This is a genomic window from Streptomyces chilikensis (assembly GCF_001642695.1).
Taxonomy (GTDB): domain Bacteria; phylum Actinomycetota; class Actinomycetes; order Streptomycetales; family Streptomycetaceae; genus Streptomyces; species Streptomyces chilikensis.
On the sequence record NZ_LWCC02000182.1, the window covers coordinates 18944 to 34851 of the forward strand.

Annotated in this window: 9 protein-coding genes and 2 pseudogenes; 7 read left to right on the plus strand and 4 right to left on the minus strand. The window is 67.6% G+C overall.

Annotated elements, in window-relative coordinates:
• Positions 1–103 precede the first annotated feature (103 nt).
• The 3 genes from A2U95_RS31050 (at position 104) to A2U95_RS31060 (ending at position 4729) form a co-directional block, all read left to right on the plus strand.
• Positions 104–1048, plus strand: a complete 945-nt coding sequence (locus tag A2U95_RS31050; protein ID WP_240958502.1) for an alpha/beta hydrolase — start codon at positions 104–106, stop codon at positions 1046–1048.
• A gap of 110 nt (positions 1049–1158) precedes the next feature.
• Positions 1159–2964, plus strand: coding sequence for a stealth family protein (locus tag A2U95_RS31055; protein ID WP_166029230.1), 1806 nt, complete (start codon positions 1159–1161; stop codon positions 2962–2964).
• Between the two features lie 352 nt (positions 2965–3316).
• Positions 3317–4729, plus strand: a complete 1413-nt coding sequence (locus A2U95_RS31060) for a recombinase family protein (RefSeq protein WP_277351010.1) — start codon at positions 3317–3319, stop codon at positions 4727–4729.
• A gap of 350 nt (positions 4730–5079) precedes the next feature.
• Here the strand turns inward: A2U95_RS31060 and A2U95_RS31065 are convergent, their stop codons facing one another.
• The gene (locus A2U95_RS31065; protein WP_166029234.1) at positions 5080–5574 is read right to left on the minus strand and encodes a hypothetical protein; all 495 of its coding nucleotides are present in this window, start codon (positions 5572–5574) and stop codon (positions 5080–5082) included.
• A gap of 163 nt (positions 5575–5737) precedes the next feature.
• Between A2U95_RS31065 and A2U95_RS31070 the strand changes: the two are divergent.
• From A2U95_RS31070 to A2U95_RS31080, 3 genes and pseudogenes are all read left to right on the plus strand, one after another.
• Positions 5738–6149, plus strand: a pseudogene (locus A2U95_RS31070) (transposase family protein); the annotation flags it as partial.
• Between the two features lie 81 nt (positions 6150–6230).
• Positions 6231–7472, plus strand: a complete 1242-nt coding sequence (locus A2U95_RS31075; RefSeq protein ID WP_166029236.1) for a hypothetical protein — start codon at positions 6231–6233, stop codon at positions 7470–7472.
• Between the two features lie 141 nt (positions 7473–7613).
• A complete protein-coding gene (locus A2U95_RS31080; protein ID WP_277351009.1) occupies positions 7614–7757 on the plus strand; it encodes an ATP-binding protein in 144 nt (47 codons plus the stop codon).
• Between the two features lie 323 nt (positions 7758–8080).
• On the opposite strand, the gene A2U95_RS31085 is transcribed toward A2U95_RS31080, so the two are convergent.
• The 3 genes and pseudogenes from A2U95_RS31085 to A2U95_RS31095 form a co-directional block, all read right to left on the minus strand.
• Positions 8081–13381 carry a sensor histidine kinase gene (locus A2U95_RS31085; RefSeq protein WP_166029238.1) on the minus strand — a complete coding sequence of 1767 codons (5301 nt, stop codon included), beginning with the start codon at positions 13379–13381 and terminating at the stop codon, positions 8081–8083.
• Between the two features lie 251 nt (positions 13382–13632).
• A pseudogene (locus A2U95_RS31090) lies at positions 13633–14544 on the minus strand (IS5 family transposase).
• 4 nt (positions 14545–14548) lie between these two features.
• Positions 14549–14902, minus strand: coding sequence for a hypothetical protein (locus A2U95_RS31095; protein WP_240958505.1), 354 nt, complete (start codon positions 14900–14902; stop codon positions 14549–14551).
• 66 nt (positions 14903–14968) lie between these two features.
• On the opposite strand from A2U95_RS31095, the gene A2U95_RS31100 reads away from it, so the two are divergent.
• Positions 14969–15816, plus strand: a protein-coding gene (locus A2U95_RS31100; protein WP_420857080.1) for an IS5 family transposase whose coding sequence is annotated in 2 segments (ribosomal slippage) — positions 14969–15332 and positions 15332–15816 — 849 coding nt in all. Because the reading frame shifts where the segments join, the coding sequence is not laid out codon by codon here.
• The last annotated feature ends 92 nt before the right edge of the window (positions 15817–15908 follow it).

Consider the following 15908-nt stretch of genomic DNA (forward strand, 5'->3'; position numbering starts at 1 on the left):
GGCTGGGCGCGAAGCCTTCATATTTCTTTTGGCTTCATTCCACTGAACGTCCACCGGCCAGCCACAGATGGTTACGGACGGAACGGGTCGTTCTAGGACACAGGTGACCACAGGGGTGCCCGATGAAGCTCGTGACGAGCAGGAGAAAGAGATGCGCCGCCTCTGGACTCACCTCGTGGTCTGCACTGCCCTGGTAGGGGCATTGCTGGCCGTAGGGGCCAATCCGAGTACCGCGTCCAGCGAGCGGCAGGAAGCCGTCTACTCATACGGTTCCCATGCCCGCCAGAAAATGGACGCCTACTGGCACACATCGAGCTCCGCGCAGCCCGCCATCGTCATCCTGCACGGCGGTTACTGGTATGAGGACTCGGGCTGGGCGACCTGGTCGCGCACGTTTGCCGACCAGGGATACGCCGTGTTTTCGGTCGATTACCGGCTTAATTTCGACGCCGCATGGCCGGCCCAGCGCAACGATGCCATTTCGGCCCTTGGCTGGATACGGTCCAACGCCTCGAAGTTCGACCTGGACCCCGACAGGATCGTGCTCCTCGGCTCTTCGGCAGGAGGCCAGATCGCAACAGCGGTCGGCACCTACGGAGCAGGAGCGGACCGAGTCAGCGGCGTGGTGGCGCTTTCACCTGTCGCTTCCCCTTATCGCGCGTGGAACGACGGCAACCACGACACCAGCACCGCCAAGGAGCGAAAGGTTCGGGACAACGCCGCCATTCTGGCGCGATGCTTCCCCGACCCCGCCGACACGGATACGTCCATGCATCCGAGCTGCTGGGGCACCTGGAAGGACATGGTCGTGAAGAACCGGGCGTCCGGTACGGATGACGCCCCGATGTACTTGATCCACTCCGTCGGCGACTTCGTGTCTCCCCAGCACTCCCTCGACCTGGAGGCGGCAGAAGAGGTGGATCATGACATGCCTTCCGACGGAGTGACCGTCGAGATCACGCCGGACAGCTCGGCACACGGCGGGGCCTTGCTCGACGCCCCTGGCATGCCGGAGAAGGTTCTCGCCTGGATTGACGCGCAGGTGTGACCAGGCCACGTGGCCAGAAGCACACATCCCAGCACACCTCACCAACAGGCGAGGTACATATCATCGAATAAATATCCCTGACCTCTTGGACTAAGAAACGGGGCACCGCCATGCCTTCCGCCTTGTCGACCGCCGCCAAACGCATCGCGCCCCGTCACATCAGGGCGCGAAGAGAGCAGGAGCGGCTACAGGCAGCCACCGCCGAGAAGGCACGGCAGCAAGCGGAGGCACGGCGCCGCAAAGAGGAGCGGATCGCTGCGCGGCGGAGCGCGATGCTCGCTTCGAACCCTGACGTCACCGAGTTGACCGTCCAGGGACGTACGTACTACGGCCGCACGGTCACCTCTTTCACCGCCGAGGCCGCCCGTGCCCGGCATCTTCACCTGGTCACGGACGCACTGGCGCACGCCGGCGTCGATTACTTCCTGGTGCCCGGCAGGTCCACGCGTCGCCACGTGGTCGGAATGCGGATCGACGATCGGAAACCCTTCCTGAGCGCGCTGAGGGAGCTGTACGGCACGGCGCCGCTCTATGCCGCAAAGCCCGGCAAGGACGCGTGGCCCGACGACGCCTCCCTCTACGCCGACGGAGCCCTGCCCACCTCCCTCAAGCGTTCCCGGGTGATCCGCTTCGCCGAGCTGCAACTCGGTCCGGCCGGACAGGTCCTGTCGGGATTCGAGGACGGATGCGAAGTGGAGTTCTGGCAGGACGGCGATGAACTGCGGGCCGCCGGCGCCGCCGCGGGCAGCGATTCCGAGGCTGTGAGCAAGGCGGCCGAGCGACTGTCCTCGCTACGCACCCAGCTCCCCGACAGCGCGCTCCCCGGCACGCTGATCGCACCTCGCGCCAACGCCATATCCGACTCCCTCACCGCCGAAGCCCGAATACCCGCGACCCGTCGGATACAGGGACGTGATCACCCCACCTTCCGGGACTTCTTCCAGCCTGCGATCGACGCGGTCGACTTCGACATCGATGTCGTCTACACCTGGGTGGACGGATCCGACCCGCGTCTGGCCGCACAGCGCGAGTCCTACCGCAACGGTTCACCGGCCCCTCGCCGCATTCACGCGCGGGAGACCAGCGCGTCCCGCTACACCAGCCACGACGAGCTGAAGTACTCCCTGCGCTCTCTGGAGATGTACGCACCGTTCGTCCGCAACATCTTCATCGTCACGGACGGACAGATCCCGTCCTGGCTGAACACCTCCATGACCGGAATACGCGTCGTGGACCACAAGGATATTTTCGCTGATCCAGAAGCGCTGCCGGTGTTCAATTCCCACGCCATCGGCACCCAGCTCCACCACATCGAGGGTCTGTCCGAGCGTTATCTGTATTTCAACGACGACGTCTTCCTGGGACGCCCGATCACCGCGGAGCACTTCTTCCACGGCAACGGCATAGCGAAGCTGCCCTTCTCCCCGTTCCAGTACGGCCTCGGCTCGCCGCTGGGCGACGAACCCGCGCCGAACTCAGCCGGCAAGAATGTCCGGCAACTGCTCCTCGAGAAGCACGGCCGGTTCATCGTCAACAAATTCATGCACACACCGCATCCGCAGATTCGCAGCGTGATGCGGGACATCGAGGAACTCTTCACCGAAGACGTTGAGCGCACCAGCCGTTCACGATTCCGCGCCATCACCGACATCGCCATGGGCGCCAGTCTCCACCATCACCATGCGTACCTGACCGGGCGTGCCGTCCCCGGCACGTTCAAGCTGCGCTATGTGGACATCGCACGTGAGGACGCCGCGGAGCGGCTCGCTGAGCTTCGGGCGAGCCGCAGCTTCGACTTTTTCTGCCTCAACGACGTCAATACACCGCCCGAGCTGCAAGAAACCACAACGGAAATGCTGCGCGGCTTCCTGGAGGACTACTTCCCCTTCCCCAGCCGCTTCGAGCGCCAAGGCTGAACTCGTGGCGCGCCGGCCTCATCCGACGTGGGCGGCGGGGAGATGCTCGTCGGCAGATCCAAGTGTCCGCGGGATCCGTGGCCAACCGCGCGCAGTGATGGATCGTCCGTCGGTTGGTGTTGCTTGAGCGGTCTGGTGACAGTCCAGACCGCTCGGCCCACTACTGCGTGGGCCTTTTCCGGGCACGACCAAGCTTCACTCCTTCGGGTCAACTGCCTGACGCGCAGGTGCAGGAAGACACCAGTATGGGCAGGTCGCAGAAAAGGCATTCGTGCCCTGGGAGGTGCCCCTCGTGGCGGCCCTACGCGACACAGCCGAATCTTCATTCGAACCGCCGACGCCATCGGGGCTACTGTCTCAGTGGGCTCGGGACAGCCCTGACTCGGCGCCTTCGAGTCTCCCGTCAGGCGGTCTTCGGTTCGCGTTCTACGGCCGGATGTCCACGGAGGACCACCAGGACCCGGCATCGTCCAGGGCTTGGCAGTTGATGGGGGCGCAGGCGCTGGTGTCGGGGCATGGGCGGATCGTCGCGGAGTTCTTCGACGTCGGCCGCAGCCGCACGGTTCCCTGGGCGCGCCGTCCCGAGGCCGCGGCGTTGTTGGTGGCGTTGGCGGATCCGGGGCGGGAGTTCGATGCGGTGGTGATCGGGTCGAGTGAGCGGGCCTTCTACGGCAACCAGTTCGCCACCATGGCTCCTCTCTTCGATCATTACGGGGTCGAGGTGTGGGTGCCGGAGCTGGGCGGTGCCGTGGACCCGAAGGTGGGCGGGCAGGAGGAGTTGATGATCCTGCTGGGGATCCTGTCCAAGCGGGAGATCGCCCGGGCCAGGATCCGCACCCGGGCGGCAATGACCGTGCAGGCCCGGGACCAGGGCCGCTACCTCGGAGGCCGCCCGCCCTACGGTTACCGACTGGTGGACGCCGGCCCGCACCCGAACCGGGCCCTCGCCCGCCGCGGCGTGTGCGCGCAAACCCTGGCCGTACACCCCGAGTGCGGACCCGTCGTCTCGTGGATCTTCGCCCAGCGCCTGGCCGGACACAGCATGGCCCGCATCACCCGCGCCCTCAACGACGCCAGCATCCCCTGCCCGGCCGCCGCGGACACCGCCCGCAACCCGCACCGGACAGGACGGCGGTGGGTGCTGCACTCGGTGCGGGCGATACTCGCCAACCCCCGCTACACCGGACGCCAGGTCTGGAACCGCCAGCGCACCGACCACGACCTCATCGACCCGGACAACACCTCACTCGGACACCGTGACGTCACCCGGTGGAACACCACCGCCGACTGGATCATCTCCACCCGTCCCGCGCACCCGGCGCTGGTCAGCGAGGCCGACTTCGTCGCCGTCCAGCAGATCCGCACCCGCCCGCAGCCAGTACCGGGCCGGACTTACCCGCTGGCCGGACTGCTGTGCTGCGGCGTCTGCGGCCGCCGTATGGAATCGCACTGGGTGCACGAGCACCCGGGCTACCGGTGCCGTCACGGACACACCAGCGCCAGCCGGCCCGACCCGGCCCGCACGCCGAACGCATATGCCCGCGAGGACCAGGTCCTCCCCCGTCTGCCCGCCCTGTACCTGCGTCTCACCGGCCGTATCGACACGGCCAGGCCCGAGGCTCCGTCCTGCGGGTCGGTGTCGCCGCCCACGGTCGAGCAGGCCGTCGCCCATCTCCGCGACCAGGAGATCACCCTCGTCTACGACCCCGCGGCCAGGACCCTGACCTCGGACACACCTCGAGCAGAAAGGATCACCATCGGCTGACCACCCACGAGGCCGGCAAGACACCGGAGAAAGGAGGAGAGCGCCAGGGAGAAAAGGCCGGAACGCAGAACACCCGCCCCGGCCGGAAGCCGATGCGGGTGCCGATCGCCCCTGCCCGGGAACCGGGCCCCGTGGGGCAATTGTGTGTCCGAGTCTGAGTTGCCCGCCAACGATACGCTCGTGGTCGCACAAGGACATCTCGGCCTCAGCCCTGGGACAGCCGGTTCCGCAGTGCGGTGACCCAGCTCCGGCCGGGTCGGACGCCTGCCCACGTACGCATAGTTTCCGCCACGCCCCCACCGAGCCGTCGCAGGCGCCGCTCCCCTGACCCCTTTCCCGGCGGCGACCGCTCAGAAGTTGCCGTATCCCTGGCCGTCTCCGGCGGCGTTGTAGACCTCGACGGACACGTCTCCGTCAACGCTCTCCTGCCAGTCAGTGAGGGCGTCCAAAATCAGTTCTGCTTCCGACTCGTAGTCGTAATCGGAGCCCCCGAAGTCCGTAAAGATCTTCACGTCCTCAGCCCACCAGTTGTCGTCGTTCCCGTCGATATTCTTGATCTTGACGACGTGGGCAACGGCGGCCTTCTGGTGCTCCGTTCCGTGCTTCTTCGTGTACGCCTTGAACTCTCTGGCCCACTCCTGAGCCGTCCAGTCCCCCTTGGGTTCCGACTCGACGCGCTCCGCCTTGACGGTCGCCTCCCGCGTCGGCGGTGCCACGGTTGCTGCCGCCTGTGGGCTTGTTTGCGGTGCGGCGTCGCCGTCGACACTGGCCACCCCGATGGCTATGCCGAGGGCAAGGCTTGCGACCCCCGTGCCTACGTAGCCGAAGATATGACGAGTATCCATCTGTTCCCCCCTTGATCATTGGTCACCGGACGGTAGCAAGAGCCTTGGCCGGCGCACCTCGCAGGGGCGCCGGCAGCGGCGAACATGTGGATGGTCCCATTCCACGCCAGGGCTGGACGGCCTCGGCATTTCCGCGGTTAGCAAGATCGCAGAAGGTGACCGCAGATGCTCCCACAAGCACGGTCGGCACGGCGTGAACGTGCAGGTGGTCACTGACCCCGACGGCCGGCTGCTTTTGGATTTCCCCGGCACTGCCGGGCCGTGCCCATGACCTGACAGCCGCCCGCAGCCACCGGATCATCCGGATCTGCGAGCGCCAGGGCGTCCCCATCCTGGCCGATCTCGCCTACCAGGGCGGCGGTCCCTGGCTGACCACAGGCATCGAACGCAGACCCCTGCAGGAACTCACGTCCACCGAAAAGGCCGGCAACCGGGCCCTGGCCGCGGCACAGGCGCCAGTCGAACGCGGTGTCGCTCGATTGAAGTCCTGGCGGATCTTCCGCAGAGCCCGCTGCAGCCCCAACCGCATGACGTCAATCGCCAAAGCGGTCCTCACCCTGGAGCGGCAACGCTGAAGAAGCTCACTGATTCGTCTTGCCTATGTGCGCAGAGCTACGATCGACCGCTGTCGAGTCCAATCGAGGGGGCTGAGCGCGGTGGCGCCGAGCAATGAACCTGAAGACATCGTCGTCCAAGTAACCGACGATCGAGCAATTGTGATCGGTGCCCCTTCCGGGACCGAGCGTTCACGCTGGGGTCGCTGGATCTCCGACTTCACCTCCTCCGAACTCGCCTCTCTCGTGCAGACCCTTGACCCTGCGACCCAGGCCTTCATCGAGGCCAAACGTCTGGCCGCCCATTGGGTCGAACTCGACCCAACCTCCCGCGCCATGTGGCCGGACCTCAAGAAGATCACCGAGCCCGGAGGCTGGATCCAGGGCACCCTCCGCGGCGATCAAAACCGATACGCTCGTGTGATTCGCATCCGCCCTGTCACGGGTGCCGCTGCCCTGTCAGGTGCGGTGGGGATCCTGGGTGCCATTACGGCCCAAGCCCAGACAGCCGAGATGGCGCGGGACATCAAAGACATCCGGCAGCGGGTTAACGAGATCTACGCGCACCTGCAGTCCGACCAGATCGGTGCCGTCGAGCATGTTGTCGAGCGGGTCGAGGATCTGGTCGAGCGACTTCGTGTCCACGGCAAGGACGGCGTCAGGGAGAGCGAGTTCTCAGTCCTCGGGGACCGTCTGGGTGATGCGAGGCGCAAGTGCATGGGGCATCTCAACGACTCGGTCAGGAAGTTGGAGAGCGTCAAGCAGCACAAATCATCACGAACGTCCGAAAAGAGGCTGAGCACGGGCGCCGTGGAAGAGGCGATGCTGTACCTCGACCTGCTGAGCAAGCTCTATGCGGCTTCGGTCCAGTTCGGATTCGCCGAGGTCGCCTTCGACCACCACGAGGGCAGGGGTGACGTCGCCAGGACCCGGGCCGAGCGCACAATCGAGTCCATCGCCAGGTTGCATGCTGAGCTTGAGGACGTATGTGGCCGGCTCGGCCAACTTGACGAGAGTGTCCGTGCACGGTTCGGATTCGTGAAGCGCAGGTTGTGGCTGGCTGCTGTGTCAAGGGCAGTCGTGGTCACAGATATAAAGCCGATCAGGGTTCCCGTTGCCGGAGCGTCGATCCCGATCCCCGGACCAGTCGTCGCCGGTGTCGGTGCCGTGCTGCTCTCGGCTGTTGTGGAAAATGTCGAGGCTCGCGCAGAGGAGAAACTGGACGACCGTTTGCTGAGGCTCACTGGAGCCAGCGGCAGCACCTCTGCATGTATGAACAGGGCGGCAGGGAGCCTTGAAGTGCTCCGTACCTTGATCGACGAGTTTGCTGGCTTTGGCGAGTGATGATTTCTCAACGGTGATCACTTCCAAAATCCGTTGGGGAAAGGACGCCGCGGGCGATGCCGCCGATCCGACCGGGGTTGAGGGTGACGTGCTGCAGCGTGTGCCAGTGCTGCGTGCGCTCGGCGGCAGCGCGTTCGCCGAGTGCATGTATGCCCCGTTCACAGAGCCTCCCACTACGAGCAGGGCCCCGTGATGGTGACCTCGAACCTGCCCTTCGGACGCTGGGGAGGGACCGTCTCAGACGACGTCGTCGCGACCGCGATGATCGACCGCCTGGTCGGGTGAAGGGACTCTGTGGCGGCGGGCAGTTACCAAAAGCGGTAGTGGACGAGGCGGGCGGTTGCCATCCGGCAAATGCCGAGATCGCCGTCTTGGGCGGTGCTCGTGGAGCACCGGGCAGCTCCCGGTGTCTCGCCCATGGTGAGGGCGGACACGGGGAGCGGCACCCGAATAAAGTGGGCCCGCGTCGAAGGACTCAGCGGTGCCGTAGGTAGCCGAAGGGACCAGCCGTACCGGGCTCGTCCCGCCCCTGCTTGGGCTGAAGCTGGCCACAACCCCCCGCCGCGGGACCGGCCGCTCCCCAGCACTCGGACAGCGTGCGCTTCAGCTCACGGCCGCCAGCCGTTCCGCAGCGGCGAGCACTGATAGCGCAGCCCCTTGCCCACGATCCGGAACCGCTCCCGACCTGCCGCCGAGAACGGGTTGGGCAGCTCGAACACCTGACGGTGCTCCGGGTCCAGGGCGGCGGCGATCAGCAGGATCCGGTACCGACCGCCACGCGCGTGGGTGCGTGCGGCATCCACCTCGGACGGCCCGAGTTCGAACTCCACGCGCTCGCGGGCGGGTTCGCTCAGCGCCTTCACCTCGTACAGCCGTGTGGTGTCACGCCAGGCGACCTCGAAGTCATACCCCAGGCTGTCCGATGCCTCCCGGTCGCCATTGATGACCGCGGCGTACCCCGACCGCCAGCGCACCTCGGAGTAATGGCGCTGGAGCCAGGCCCGTGCCGCGACCTCCCCGACCAGACCGATGGCCGACCGCTGGTCCTCACTCACCTGGTGCAGACGGGCCACGACCACTCGCGACGTGCCGGAACTCCCGCCCCGCCCGGGCCGGGGCGCCGGCGCGATTGTGTCCAGGCGTACCCTGCCGGACTGGGCGAGGAAGGCCTCGTCGACGGTCCTGGAGGCAAGGTCCGCGATGGCGGAGAAATGGTCGCGTCCCACGGCGACCTCCTTCTCGCCGATCATGATCGTGGCCGGGCCCGCCCCGCGTGATCCGGCGGCGCCCTGCGCCGGTCCGGTCCGGGGCGCCAGGTCGGCGGGGGTGAGGCCGAGGAGCCCTACGTCGGCGGTGAGCGGCATGCCGGTCGGCCAGCCCACACCGCGCCGCACCGCGTCGAGCAGTTGTTCCTCGCTCAGCTCGATGAGGTCGCTCAGGCCGGAGCCGTCGAGGAACGTCCGCGCCTCCAGCAGGGGCGCGCCCTGCCAGCTGGCCGGTACGGGTGCTCCGTGCCGGCGGCACCAGGCGGACACCAGCCGGGCCAGCGCCGGCACCAGGGAGTCCAGTGCGGTGGTATTGAGTTCGCGGAGCCGGTCGACGGGCGGGAGATCGGTGGTTCGGCCGAGATCGTCGTCGGCGCCGTGCGAGCGCAGCCAGGCCTGTGTCCTGGCTCGCATCTCATTCTCGGGCGGGGTGACGAACCGGGGCAGCCAGTCGGGGTCCGGCAGCAGGTCGTGAAGTCGACGGGCCTCGGCGTACACGGATACGTCCGCGCCGTCGCGGGCCGTCACCACGTACCGTTCCCGCAGCCGGTCCACGAGGGTGCCGGCGTGGCCGCGTACGAAGTCGCCGAAGGCCTGCTCGTGGAGATCGGGGTGGGAGTAGGGGGCGTAGCCGGGGCCGAGCGTGGCGAGCGCCTCGTTGAACCGCTGGAAGTCCAAGCCCAGTTCGTCACGGAGTTCGGCCGGCGTGGTGCAGGAGCGGGCGAGGGTGACGAGTTCGGCGGCCGGCACAGGCAGCGAGACAGTGTGCCGGCCGACGATCTGGACGAGTTCGTCCTCGCCTGCCGCGCGGTCGAGTGCCCGCGCGCTCTCCTCGTCCCATGCGGAGCCGAGGAGACAGCACAGGGCCGGGCGCAGCAGTCGTACCGTGTCGTGCACGTCTCCCGTGAGGTTGCGTCTGATTTCGGCGACTTTGGCCTCGGTCGTGTCCAGTGCCATCGCCAGGGTGCGGTCGTCGATCCTTTCAGGATCATGGGTGTCGAGCTGCCGTTCCAGCTTGACCAGGACCAGCTCCAGCGCGTCCTGCAGCCCCGGCCTGCCCAGCAGTTGGGCGAGCGCGGACGTGCACGCCTGCAGTTCGTCCCAGCCTTCCTCGCTGCGCCAGACGACGACCGTGGGATGGTCGGTGTCCGGCAGCGGCAGCGCGCGGGTGGTGGGCGGTGGTTCGGTGAGCACGCCCGAGATGACGACCTCCACCTCGTCGGCCCGGACGACGCGCACGGTGCGCAGCCGCTGCAGCAGGGCCCGCACACCGCGCTCGCTGCGGCGCAGGAACGACCCGGACTTCAGTTCAACGGCCAGGGCCACCACCGTGACGATCCATTCCCTGCCGTCGATGAGCGTGTCGGCGTGTCCGCTGGGAGTGATCGGTTCGCCGTCGCGGTGGCGGATCTGCACATCGGTCGCCGACGTGCGCAGGGTGCGGATGCCGTGCGCGTCGGCCATGTCCACGATGGCGTCCCCGCTCTCCGGTCCGGCGACCAGGACGGGATGGCCCGCCAGTTCGACGAGTGCCTCCTTCAGCGGTGCCTGCTCGTCGCAGACGTGCACGGGCACGTCCTCGGCCGTCGGTACGAAGGTGCTGAGGACGTTGCCGCGGCTGACCGCAAGCCGTACCTCCTCGCCGGTGAGCCATGGCCAGCGGGTGTTCTGTGCAAGGTGCGACCACGCTCGCCCGTAGTGCTTCTTGAAGGAGACGCTGAGGTGTGTCGGCACGTCTCCCTGGTGGAGGATCTCGCCGAGGTGTTTGACGGCCGCTCCGGCGTGCCGAGGGTCCTCCCAGCTCCGCAGCCCGCACTGACGGAGCCTCGCGGCCGTGGCCTTGTCGGTGAGAAGCCGCCGGGTCTGCAGCGGCAGCGAGGGGACGAAGGCGGGCAGTTCCCCGTCGGTGCTGAACCACGCCTCGCCGGGGGTGACGAAGGCCGGGCCGTCCGACTCAGCGTCCTCCACCGGAAGCCAGGGCGTGCGGCGGAGGAAGGACGCGAACGGTGTGGGCCAGGAGTGCTCGTCCCTCTTGTACGGGTGTCCGGGCCGGTACACGGTGACGTCGAAGACCTCGTCGCCCCAGGTGCGAAACCCCAGGATGAGCAGTTCGGCGAACTCCCGCCGTGTGGTGGGGCCGAGGTCAACCACCTCGGTCGCTCCCGGAAGATGGGCCAGTGGCCGCTGGAACGCATAAGGCGTCCACGGGTGGGCGAACTTGGTCCACCGGGACCGTACGTCCGCCGTCCACACAGGCCCCAAGTCGTCGCCGAGGCCGAACCGCTGGGCCAGGCCACGGGGTGCCAGATCGTTCCCCTGCTGGACTCCCAAACGATCCCCGACAACGGACAGCCGCAGTCCATCGGCCACGCCGATGGCCGTCAGGAATTCGAGGTACGCCTGCCGGTCACGGACCGGCGCGGGCCAGTCGTCGGGGCCGCTGATCCAGTGCCGCCGCTGGTCCGCTAGCTCGGGGATCCGGGAACCGCCCGCTTTGAGGAACCTCTCCAGCCGCTGCGCGCCTTCGGTGCCCCAGCCCGGTGAGTAGGAGCAGTGTGCCGCCCTCGCCCAGCCGCCGTTTGCGAGCGGCACGCGGAAGGCGATCCACGACAGCCGGTCGCGCTGCGTCGGCGTGAGCGCCGGGAACTGCCGCAGGGCGAAGGTGAGGGCGTCGCGGCTGAGGGCCTCGGAGGGCCGTGTCCCGAGCAGGTCGTGCAGCGCGTCGAGGACCTGGTCCAACTGGTAGGAGCGGACCAGCCCGCTCCGCAGCAGGAAGTCCCGTCCGGGACTCTGCCAGGTGATGTCGGGGTGGGTGAAAGCGATACGGCGGCGCAGCGCCTTGAGGTCGCCAGGAACGCGGGTGCCGGCGTTGTCGTGCTCGTCCCCGGGATGAAAGAAGACGGTGCCTTCCTTCTGGCCTTTCTTTCCCCGCTCCGCCGTACCGCCGAGCGCAGGCCGCAGGCCGCCGTCCTGGTCGAGGACGATCCGCCGGCCCTGCAGCGCGGGGTGCTGGCCGGTGAAGGCCTGGGCCAGGTCGTTGTAAAAGTCTGCCCAGCGAGGGCTCGGCGACTCACTACCTTCTGCCCGGATCTCCTCGGCCACCGCCTCGGCCCAGTCGGCGGTCCTGACCAGCGGAGGACGCATGGCCCGGGAGATGACCGCCTTGGCCAGCCGGTCGGCACGGGCGTGCCGGACCTGGCCTGCGGAGGCGGCGAGCAGATGGGCTCCGGCCCTGGCGAGCGCCCCGGCAGTGAGGACACGCCAAGGGCGTCGGCCATCCGGCCATGCGTAGGTGTCCTGCAGGGTGCCCCACGACTCCCCGCCCTCCAGAGGGAGGAACGGCTCGAGGGCGAGCCGCCCGTCCACCGCCTTGCCGAGGCGGGCCGGGTTATCCCAGCACATGAGGTCGAGGACGAGGTCCCCGGCACGGGCGTGCGGGGCCTCGGTACGCAGGCGTCTGGCTGATTCCACGCAGAGAACCGCCAGTTGGTCGAGCAGCAGATCGTTGAGGGCCACCGCCTCGCTGATGTCGAGCCGAGCGAGCTTGGTGAAGAACGGCGCGTGGGCGTGGCCCGGGAACGGCGCGGAGGACGCCTCCGACATCGGGATGAAGGTGTACGTCCGGCCGTTCCGCGACAGCGGCCGGTCCAGCCGGAGCGCGACACCTACCCACGCCTCACCCTGCCAGTCCAGCCATTTCGCGTCGATCCCATGGACGTCGACGCTGCGCTCGATCGCCACGCGCAGCGCCTCGGCGTCCAAGGTCCGCCGTGCCAGCAGATACCGCCCGGCGTCACCTAGATCGACCTCGCTGATCCAGTCCGCGGTCCGGGACGCGACCAGGCCGCAGGGGCGTTGGGCACGTGACAGCACATGTCGTGTGCCGCCTTCGGCCCCGTCACGGATCTCCACGAGCAGTTCCCGTACGCGGTCGAGAAAGAGCAGCAGGGGCGCCTCGTCGTCCACCACGTTCTCGGCCTGCGCCACGACGAGGCTCCAGGCGTGGTCGTTGCGCAGCGGCAGTCGTACGACGGTCGCGTAGCCGTCCGTGGCGAGTTCCTTGAGCACGGGGTCAGCGGCCTCGGCGGGCACCGGCAGTGCCAGCGGGGAGACGTCCTTGATCACCCGGGCGGCGAGGACCGGGTCGTCAACGACGGCGTGGATGTCGTCCGGTCGGGCGAAACGGAAGCAGTAGCCGTCGAACGAGTCGGAGGCGGGCGACGCCTTGGAGTAGATCTCCGGCCAATCGGTCAGCTGCAGCACACTGCGGAAGCCGAGCCCCTTGTTGCCGATGCCTTCACCGGCTTCCTTGCTGGAGAGGGCCAGTTCGGTGATGGCCTTGAAGTTCTCCACGGTGAATCCGGTGCCTTCGTTGGCGACGTACAGGACACCGCCGCCGTCCTGGTGGCGCGTGGCCAGCACGGCGATCCTGCCGGTGCCCCCCGCGGCCAGGGCATCGTGTCCATTCTGGATGAGCTCCAGGATCGTGCGGCCCTCGTACTCCTGGGCCGTGTCCTCGCCGACGGACTTCAGGCTCTCGGCGAAGCGCCAGTCTTCTCCCGCTCCGTCGAAGATTTCGATCCGCCGGCGTGTCAGGGCGATGATCGCGTCCCCGAACCCCGCCCCTGATCCGCTGCCCCTCATCGGTGTAATGGCCGTTCCCCCCCTCGCTGAACCGGCATGCCTGTGCGTGCCTGCCGGGAATCCTGCTCATCAGTGTGTCCGGAAGGGGGCACCAGCCACGTTTTCCGGCCAATTCCTTGAAAGCTCCCATGTCGTGCGAGAGAAGGTGGGGCCCGCTCGGTCCCCTGCGACGTCCGGGCACTCTCGGATGTGGTGAACGGCGGGACGACCGAAAGAAGCTCGTCGGAAGCCCGAATTGTCAGAGGCGGGTGCTAGGCAGTGTCTGACAAATGATCACGAGCTGGTTTCGCGGAGCCAAAGGATCAGCGAGGCCAGAACGACTCCGGCACGGTAGCGGTCGGCGAGCTTGTCGAATCTGGTCGCGATCGCGCGGAACTGCTTGAGGCGTGCGAAGCATCGTTCGACCACGTTGCGCTCGTGATAGACCTCTTCGTCGAAGGCGGGCGGCCGGCCACCGAGGCGTCCTCGGCGCCGGCGGTTGGCCGCTTGGTCGCGGCGCTCGGGGATCGTGACGGCGATACCGCGGCGCCGCAGCAGGTGCCGGATCGCCCGGCTGGAGTAGGCCTTGTCGCCCAGGACTCGGGTCGGTGTCCTGCGCGGGCGGCCGGTGCCGACTCTCGGAACGCGGATCCCGTCGAGGACCTGGCCGAAGGCGGTGGCGTCGTTGACGTTGCCGGGCGTGAGCACGATCGACAGGGGCAGGCCCCGGCCATCGACGGCGAGGTGGACCTTAGTGGTCAGCCCGCCTCGGGACCGGCCGAGGGCCTGACACGTCTGCGAGCGGCCCGGATCTTCCAGTTCGTCCCCGTCTGCAGCCCTTTTTTGCGGGCGCCGGCGGCATGCTGATGGGCACGGTTGACCGTGGAGTCGACGGCGACGGTCCACTCCACTCGGCCCACCGCGTCATCATGGACTTGGACGTATTCCAGCAGCTTCGCCCAGGTCCCGTCCGCTTCTCAGCGGGCGAACCGCTCGTAGACGGTCTGCCAGGGTCCGTACCCCTCGGGCAGATCGCGCCACGGGGCTCCGGTCCGCAGCCGCCACAGCACCCCGTTAACTACCTGACGGTGATCACGCCACGGACGACCACGCCCATCCACCCGCGGCAACAGGGGCTCTATCCGTTCCCACGCCGCTTCCGTCAACTCGCCTCGACCAGCCACAAGATCAATGATCAGAGTGCTCGTGTTCGTACTCTCGCGCGGGGTCCGTCACGAAACGGCTCAGCCGGTAGGTGGTCGGCACCGCCAAGCGTCCGCACAGCGTGTCGATCCGGATCATCGACCCGTCGACTCCGGTTTCCCGAAGACGGCGCAACCTCGTACGTATCTCCGCCTGGTCCAGGGTCTCAACGACCACTTCCCACTGTCCCACGTCCGGCGCAGTGCGAGCAGCAAGCCGCTGCCGCGCGTCTTCCTGCCGCCGCCTTCTTTTCCCCTGTCCTGGCACCTGCCCAGAATCACTGGCTGGCGTCAGCACGGCAAGGTAATTGGACCGAGCACGCATACTCTCGATGATCATTTGTCAGACAGGCCCTAGAGATCGTCTTCAAAGGTGCCCTTGTGATGAGGAATCATGCTTGGCGTGGTGCGTCGTCATGAGCTGTCGGATGCCGAGTGGGCTGTCTTGTCGCGGTTGCTGCCGAGTTCGGGGACCGCGGGACGGCCTCGTTCGGACGACCGGGTGGTGCTGAACGGGATCGTGTGGAAGCTGCGGACCGGATCGGCCTGGCGCGATGTGCCGGAACGGTACGGCTCCTGGCAGACCTTGTACACGCGTTTCCGCAGGTGGGCCCTGGACGGCACCTTCTCGCGCATGCTGCGGGCCATCCAGGCCGAGAAGGACGCGGCCGGGGACATCCAGTGGCTGGTGTCGGTCGACTCCACCATCGTGCGGGCCCACCAGCACGCCGCCGGCGGCAAAAGGGGGCGGTCGACCGGGACGAAGCGGGTGATCACGCCCTCGGCCGATCCCGCGGCGGACTGAGCACGAAGGTCCACCTCGCCTGCGACGGACTCGGCCGCCCCCTCGGCTTCGTCCTGTCGGGCGGCAACACCAACGACTGCACCCGTTTCGAGCAGGTGATGGGCTCGATCAGCGTGCCCAGGGTCGGGCCTGGACGCCCGCGGACCCGGCCCGACCACGTGGTCGCGGACAAGGGCTACAGCTCTCGAAAGATCCGTTCCTACCTGCGCAGGCGCGGCATCCCGCACACGATCCCCGAACGCGTCGACCAGGCCCTCGGCCGACTGAACCGGGGCACACGCGGCGGCCGGCCACCCGGCTTCGACCGGTCCGTCTACCGCCGCCGCAACGTCGTCGAACGATGCTTCAACCGCCTCAAGCAGTGGCGCGGCCTGGCCACTCGCTACGACAAGACCCGCGAGTCCTACCAGGCCGCCGTCACCATCGCCTCGATCCTGCTCTGGATCTAACCTTTGAAGACGATCTCTAGGCCCTGTCTGATAATTGATCTTGTGGTGGGTCGTGGTGAGCTGACGGATGCGGCGTGGGAGCGGATAGCGCC